Annotated in this window: 7 protein-coding genes; 4 read left to right on the top strand and 3 right to left on the bottom strand. The window is 31.8% G+C overall.

Annotation, left to right across the window (positions count from 1 at the left end):
* On the bottom strand, positions 1–989 hold a 989-nt coding region (locus Q0649_RS19085; RefSeq protein WP_298845678.1), incomplete at its 3' end, for an amino acid permease.
* Positions 990–1376: 387 nt separating this feature from the next.
* On the opposite strand from Q0649_RS19085, the gene Q0649_RS19090 reads away from it, so the two are divergent.
* Complete coding sequence (locus Q0649_RS19090; RefSeq protein WP_298845680.1) at positions 1377–2204, top strand: alpha/beta hydrolase; 828 nt, start codon at positions 1377–1379, stop codon at positions 2202–2204.
* Between the two features lie 273 nt (positions 2205–2477).
* On the top strand, positions 2478–2912 hold the full coding sequence (locus Q0649_RS19095) for a hypothetical protein (RefSeq protein ID WP_298845682.1): 435 nt from the start codon (positions 2478–2480) through the stop codon (positions 2910–2912).
* An 81-nt stretch (positions 2913–2993) separates the two neighbouring features.
* Here Q0649_RS19095 and Q0649_RS19100 read toward each other — a convergent pair whose 3' ends face one another.
* Entirely contained in the window at positions 2994–4001 is a 1008-nt protein-coding gene (locus tag Q0649_RS19100; RefSeq protein ID WP_298845684.1) for a DUF3048 domain-containing protein, read from the bottom strand.
* Between the two features lie 221 nt (positions 4002–4222).
* Between Q0649_RS19100 and Q0649_RS19105 the strand changes: the two genes are divergently transcribed.
* Together Q0649_RS19105 and Q0649_RS19110 are read left to right on the top strand one after the other, a co-directional pair.
* Entirely contained in the window at positions 4223–5668 is a 1446-nt protein-coding gene (locus Q0649_RS19105; protein WP_298845688.1) for an NAD(P)/FAD-dependent oxidoreductase, read from the top strand.
* A 33-nt stretch (positions 5669–5701) separates the two neighbouring features.
* Positions 5702–6247 (top strand): carbonic anhydrase, encoded by a 546-nt coding sequence (locus tag Q0649_RS19110; RefSeq protein WP_298845690.1) that lies wholly within the window; start codon positions 5702–5704, stop codon positions 6245–6247.
* 21 nt (positions 6248–6268) lie between these two features.
* On the opposite strand, the gene thiT is transcribed toward Q0649_RS19110, so the two are convergent.
* Entirely contained in the window at positions 6269–6919 is a 651-nt protein-coding gene (gene thiT, locus Q0649_RS19115) for an energy-coupled thiamine transporter ThiT (protein ID WP_298845691.1), read from the bottom strand.
* Positions 6920–7073 lie beyond the last annotated feature (154 nt).

Raw genomic sequence — 7073 nt, forward strand, 5'->3', positions numbered from 1 at the left:
TCTCTTGACATAACCATAAATACTCTAATTTGTCCATAAAGCATTACAAGTAGTGTTGAAATCATACCGATAACTGCACCAGTTCCAACAAGCGCTGCTCCCCAGTTTATACCGAATCTTGCAAGAGCTCCTGGAACAGCATTGTTCTCGATTATTTCTTTATACGGAACCATACCTGTTATAACAAGTGCAACTGTAATGTAAAGTACAATGACTACTCCCAGGCAAATAGCAAGTCCACGAGGTACATCTCTCTTTGGGTTTATAGTTTCTTCAGCAGCAGTTGAAACTGCATCAAAACCAATATACGCGAAGAATATAATTGAAGCACCTGCCATAACACCACTCCATCCAAATGGAGCAAAGGGTTTATAGTTAGCTACATTAATATGGAATACTCCAAGGATTACAAATAAAATAATTACTCCAACTTTTATCATGACGATTTTATTGTTCAATTTCGCGCTTTCTTTTATTCCTATAAATAATACCCACGTTACAAACATAGTTATAAGAACTGCAGGTAAGTCAATAAAGCCACCAGCTGATGGAGTTTTAATTATTGCGGTAGGCAAGTTTATGCCTGCGGAACTTAATAAACCCACAAAGGTTCCTGACCATCCAGACGCAACGGCGGCGGAGGATACTAAATATTCAAGCATTAAGTCCCATCCTATAATCCAGGCTATTAATTCTCCAAAGGCAACATAAGAGTATGCATAAGTACTTCCCGCAACTGGAAACATTGTAGCAAGTTCAGAATAAGTAAGAGCACAAAGTGCACTTATTACTGCAGCTACTATAAATGACAAAACAACTGCAGGTCCTGCTAAATGAGCACCGACACCTGTTGATACAAAAATACCGGTACCTACAACGGCACCTATCCCAAGCGCTGCAAGGTCTTTTGATGTAAGATTCTTCTTTAAATCAGATTTTTCGGCAGAATGTAACATTTGTTCTAGAGTTTTCTTTTTCCAAATATCCATAATCTTTTTTCTCCTTTTATTAAATTTTAATTTTATTTAAATCACTTTATTTACATAAGATATGTGTTCTATTTATTAATGGTGATGTCTCCTTATTTAATTTGTTTGTATTTTTAACTATATAAAAAATAAATAGGATGCTAAATGTGAATAAAAAATATTAATAAGAATCATTATATAGAAAATTTGGAGAATTGAAAAGAAGTTAATTTACCTTGTTAGGCTCATTGGTGTGAGGAAATATCAAATACGATAACATAGTGCTATTTTCTATGATTTAATAGGTAGTATAAATATTGACAAGATAATTTAATTATAATAGACTTAATTTGTAAAAAACTGTATAGTTATTTTTAAGCTAAATTTATTATTAAGGGAGATATGAATATGATAAATAAAACTATAGATTTATGGGGCAATTTTCCATATGAAAATAAAGGAAATGATGATTTTAGACCAACTTTAGATACATATTTACTTAAAGGAGATAAATTAAGGGGAGCTGTTGTCATATGCCCAGGGGGTGCATATGCGTATATCTCATTAAGAGAAGCTGAACCAATAGCTATTAAATTTAATTCTGCAGGTTTCCATGCATTTGTATTATATTATAGCGTTGCTCCAAACAAATATCCACAGCAATTATTGGATGTATCAAGGACAATGTGTATACTTCGTGAAAATTCTAAGGAATGGAAAATTGACGTTGATAAAATTGCGGTGTGTGGTTTTTCAGCAGGTGGTCATGTAGCTGCAAGTCTTGGAGTTTATTGGGATGAGACTTGTTTAAAAGGGATACCTGGAATTGATGTAGGCAAAAACAATCCAAATGCTCAAATTCTATGTTATCCTGTTATAACAGCAGGAATATTTACTCATTCAGAGTCACTTCGTAATTTGATAGGAGATAATGCAAGTAATCTATTAAAGGAGAAGATGTCATTAGAAAATAATGTTTCAGAGAAAACACCACCTACATTTTTATGGCATACATTTGAAGATGGATCAGTACCAGTTGAAAATACATTGTTATTTGCTAGGGCGTTAAGAAACAAAAAAATACCTTTTGAGTTACACATATACCCAGAAGGACCTCATGGGTTATCACTTGCTAATGAAGAAACAGAGGAAGAAGGCAGGGGGGTGTATCCAAATGTTGCTACTTGGATGGATTTATGTATTACGTGGTTAACTAATTTATTCTCAAAGAAATAGAAGAAAAATAAAATTTATAAGAACATATATTTTGCCTGAAACACCTATATTTAAAGCATTATCAAAAATTAGTCATAGATTGTTCATAATATTGACACTTAAATGCAATAATTATTTGTTACTATTGTTAATAGATACAGAGGAACTACATATAATGAGTCCTCAAAAATATGTAAACAAAAATATCAAAACAATACTAAAGATTAAAGATATCAGGTAAGTATTAATGAAATAATTATATAGCCTTTAAGGGCGGAATGGAGACGAATTATTATGGAAATCAATGTTAAAACGGTATCAAAAAAATCAGCTATCTCAATAACTTTATTTGTATCTGCTATAGTTGTAGCAATCTTAGGTGTTGCACTATTTGCGGATAATATCTACTTGTATAGAACTAGTTTTAGTCAAGCTGTAGCTCAAGGTTATGCAGCTGGTACTGTAAGAAAGGCATTAGTCACATCACAATTACTACCAGGCATATTCCAACCTATTGCTATGTACGGTGGTCTTGCATTGCTTCTATTAGGATTAAGTAAAATCAGTGATAAAGTTTCAAGATGTTTAACAGTTTTAACTAACACTGAAAATTGCAATGATGCTACTAAAGAAAACTGCGTAGATCAAGTAGATCAAAACGTTATTAAGGTAGAAAAGGTCGAAACAATTAGTTCACCAGAAATTCCGGACGAAACTCAGAAAATATAGATAAACATAAAGAAGGACTTGTCTTAGTAGTTAGCTAGGGCAAGTCCTTTATATTTTTTTGTTAATTAAAAAATCCATAAATTACTTGATATTTACAACTGCATTTTTATCTACGATGTTCCACCAAGTTTTGCCTGGATTTAAGGGTAAATTATTACCTTTATTATCAGTTAGTATTGTTTGTGAATTCACAGTCTTTTTCTTCCAAAGCATTTTAACATATTTGCCATTGCTTATGACATAACCATTTCCATTGCCAACAAGTTTAATGTCTAAATGACTTCCATCTGATTGAATTTTAATGGTGGTTATTTGGACAACTACATTTTTAACATTTAAGGGAAGATTATCTTCTTTATTAGTTGAAGTTTTTCCATCCATGCTTTTTAGGTAAAATCCATCTTTATAGATGTATCTAGTGTCATAATATTTATTCAATTTTAAAAACACATCGGATGCTTTAGTTAGTCCAGTATTATCCCAATAGAGTTTATTGAAATTTAATTTTGCAGTGGGTGAGTATGCAAATTTTTTGCTTTTGATAAGCTCTCTTAATTTATCTGTAGAGGTATAAAGGTTATGAGGAGCTTTTCTTATTGAATCCCTCCAATAAGTAGAAGAATTATTCATTTCATTCATACTCATTAATTTTTCTCTATTTATTTTAAGAAGAGCTTCTTCACTTCCGCCACAATGTGCAAAAGGCAAATTATATTCCTTTGAAATATCTAAAAAATAAGCCCTGGCGCTTCTAATTGGACCAATTTTTTTTGGGCTTTCCTTTTGAAATAATGCAATAAACCTAGGGATCCCGCCCTCAGCCATTGTTTCATAAACTATATCCGCATCATTTAATCCAGACTGAGGTCTTGCGTCTACAGAATTCTCGACTATTGCAAGTACAGCGATATTATCAAACACTTTCTTTGTTACCAACTCACCAGTATAGGGCGAAATATATTTTTGCGATGTTTTCACAGGTGGTTTTGTTTTGGTTTGTGGTGCTGGAACACTTTTTTTACCACACCCCTGGGATAAAAAACTTACTGAAATAATTATACATAACATTAGTTTAAATTTATTTTTCAAACTAAACATCTCCTTTAGTTTTAAGTATCAAAATATCTGGTCATAATAAATCTTTCTACAAGTCATAGATAATCACCTTTATATTTAATACTTTTAGTAAAATATAAAATACTTTGATTGAAATATCTATTATAATATAAAAACTTATACTATAATAGATATTAATAAAGATTAAGTATTAAAGAATATAAATATCAATAATATGTTGAGGGGTGATTTTTATGTATGATGTAATTATTATAGGGGCAGGAGTGGTTGGAGCAGCTATTTCAAGAGAACTTTCAAGGTATGATTTAAAGATATGTATTTTAGAAAAGGAAGATGACGTTTCAAACAAAGCGTCCAAAGCAAATAGTGGGATAGTTCATGGTGGATATGCAGCAAAGTACGGAACATTAAAAGGACAATTATGTGGAAAAGGGAATAAAATGTATAAGAAACTTGAGGAAGAGTTAAATTTTGGATACAGGAAAACGGGAGCCTTGGTGATCGGATTTGATGCTAGTGATGATAAAAAAATTAAGGAACTTTATGAAAATGGTCTAAAACTTGGATGTGATGATTTAGAAATTATAAGAGGTGATACGTTAAGAGAAATAGAGCCAAATTTAAATAGTGAAGCAAATGTAGCACTTTATGCTAAAAGTGTTGGGGTTGCCTCGCCTTATGAATTTACAATCGCTTTAGTTGAAAATGCCATAACGAATGGTGTAGAACTTAAACTTGAAAATGAAGTAACATCTATAGATAAACTAGAGGATAAATTTATTGTTCATACTAATAAGCAAGATATTGAAGCAAGATATGTTATAAATGCTGCTGGGCTCCATAGTGATATGATATCTAATATGGTAGGAATAGATGATTTTAAAATAGTACCCAAGAGAGGACAGTATATTCTAATGGGAAAAGAGCAAGGTCATCTTGTAAATACAGTTATTTTCCAGGTTCCAACAGACAAAGGAAAAGGGATATTAGTAACTACAACTTATCATGGTAATTTTATGATAGGACCTAATGCAGAAGAAGTAAATAATGCGGATGATGTATCGACTACAACGGAGACGATAAAAGAGGTTATAAAAACTGCAAGATTGTCCATACCTGATTTTAAGGTGAGAGGGGCATTAACTACTTTTTCAGGTATAAGGGCTACTAGTAGTACGGGAGATTTTATAATTGAGGAAAGTAAAGTTAAAAACTTCATAAATGTTGCTGGAATAGATTCTCCAGGTCTTACATCATCTCCTGCAATAGCTGAGATGGTGGTAAATATAATTAAGAGGCTTGACCCTAATTTATCATTAAAGAACAATTTTAATCCTTATAGAAAAGGGATAGTAATAAATAAAGATAAAAATTTTGATGGGAAAGTTGATGATAAAGATCCAGATAAAAATATAATATGCAGATGTGAGAACGTTACAGAGTCAGAAATTGTTGATGCTATCCATAGAAACATTCCAATTAATTCTACAGATGCCATCAAAAGACGTACAAGAGCAGGAATGGGAACTTGTCAAGGAAATTTCTGTCAAAAAAGAGTTAAGGCTATTATTGCAAGAGAACTAAATATTTCTGAGGATAAGGTGACGATGCGAGGAAACAGTGTTTCTAAACCACCAGTTAAGGCTGAAATAAATTTAATTAGGAAATCTGAGTATTAAGCTACATTAATAAGAAGGGGATGAATAACTTATATGGATAGATTAGTAAAGATTAACGCTAAAGAGGATATATTTGATAAATATAAAAACACACCTATTAGTGATTTGTTAGAATATCATGATTTGCTCAAACCTTATGAGGAAGTAAATAGTCCCCAGATGTTAATTGGAATGTGCATGGATAATAGAAAATATCTTCATATACCAAACAATTTTGCATTTATAATTCGTTCCGGTGGAGGAACATTACGTTTTAGTGAATTTAAGGTTTCATATACAATAGCTATTGGAGGAATTAAAACAATTGCACTTATTGCCCATAATCATTGTGGAATGGTCAATTTAATGTCTAAAAGAGAACAGTTTATTCAAGGGCTTGTCGATATAGTTGGATGGGAAAAACAAAGAGCAGAAGATCATTTTATGAACTTTGCTCCAATGTTTGAGATAGGAAATGAAATAGAATTTGTGCTTGAAGAGGCTAAAAGGCTCCGTACAAAGTATCCTAATATTCTCATAGCCCCACTTTATTATAATGTAGATAATAATTTAATATATTTATTAAAAGAAGATTTATAAATTGATTTTTATAAGTAGTTTCTACAATTGGTTTAAGCTAGTTTTGTTTAAGACTAGCTTAGATAAACGCCTTATAGGTAAAATTGCAATAATTACACAAGTTATTATAGTTTCAAGACCCATGTATGAGCCGTTATACAAAAATGAGTATAAATAAACGGATGTCCCCTTTGGAGCATAGCTACCGAAAAATACTACACCAGATATAAAATGACATGCAAATCTTGTTAGCATTGCACAGATTACACCAGTAAGTATCCCTGTAATTTTAAAGGATCTAAAGTATCCAACTATTCCAATGGCCATAAAAGGAAGAGGATAATCAAACAATACTTGGACTGGGTGGACTGCAAAAGGGGTCATTATAAAATTTATTATTCCAAATAAAAAGCCAGTTAAAAAACCAACTTCTGGGCCATAAAACAAGGCTATTAGGACTATTGGAACCATACTTCCAGCAGTTACGCTACCACCTTGAGGTAATTTGATAATTGTAATAAATTGTAATGAAGTAGATAATGCAAGAGATATACCAACTAACGTTATCATTTGAGTAGTAAATTTAATTTTCCTAACTTTTATAACAGCATAAATCAATATTAGTACCCCGAGTAGTGCAAAAAGAGCAATAGGGCTTTTGGTAATTTCGGTAATTCTTTCATTAAAAGACATTTGTATAACCTCCACGTATTGTGCTACAGAAGTATTATGGTGAAACCAAAAAAAACTATGTTCACAAAAGGAACATAGTTAATGTATTTATACATCATTACCGCTTTCCTCCGCTGGTATTAGCCAGATCAGGTATAAGGGTCAATGAATTAAA

The organism is uncultured Clostridium sp., from assembly GCF_937920395.1.
In the GTDB taxonomy this organism is placed as follows: domain Bacteria; phylum Bacillota; class Clostridia; order Clostridiales; family Clostridiaceae; genus Clostridium_AD.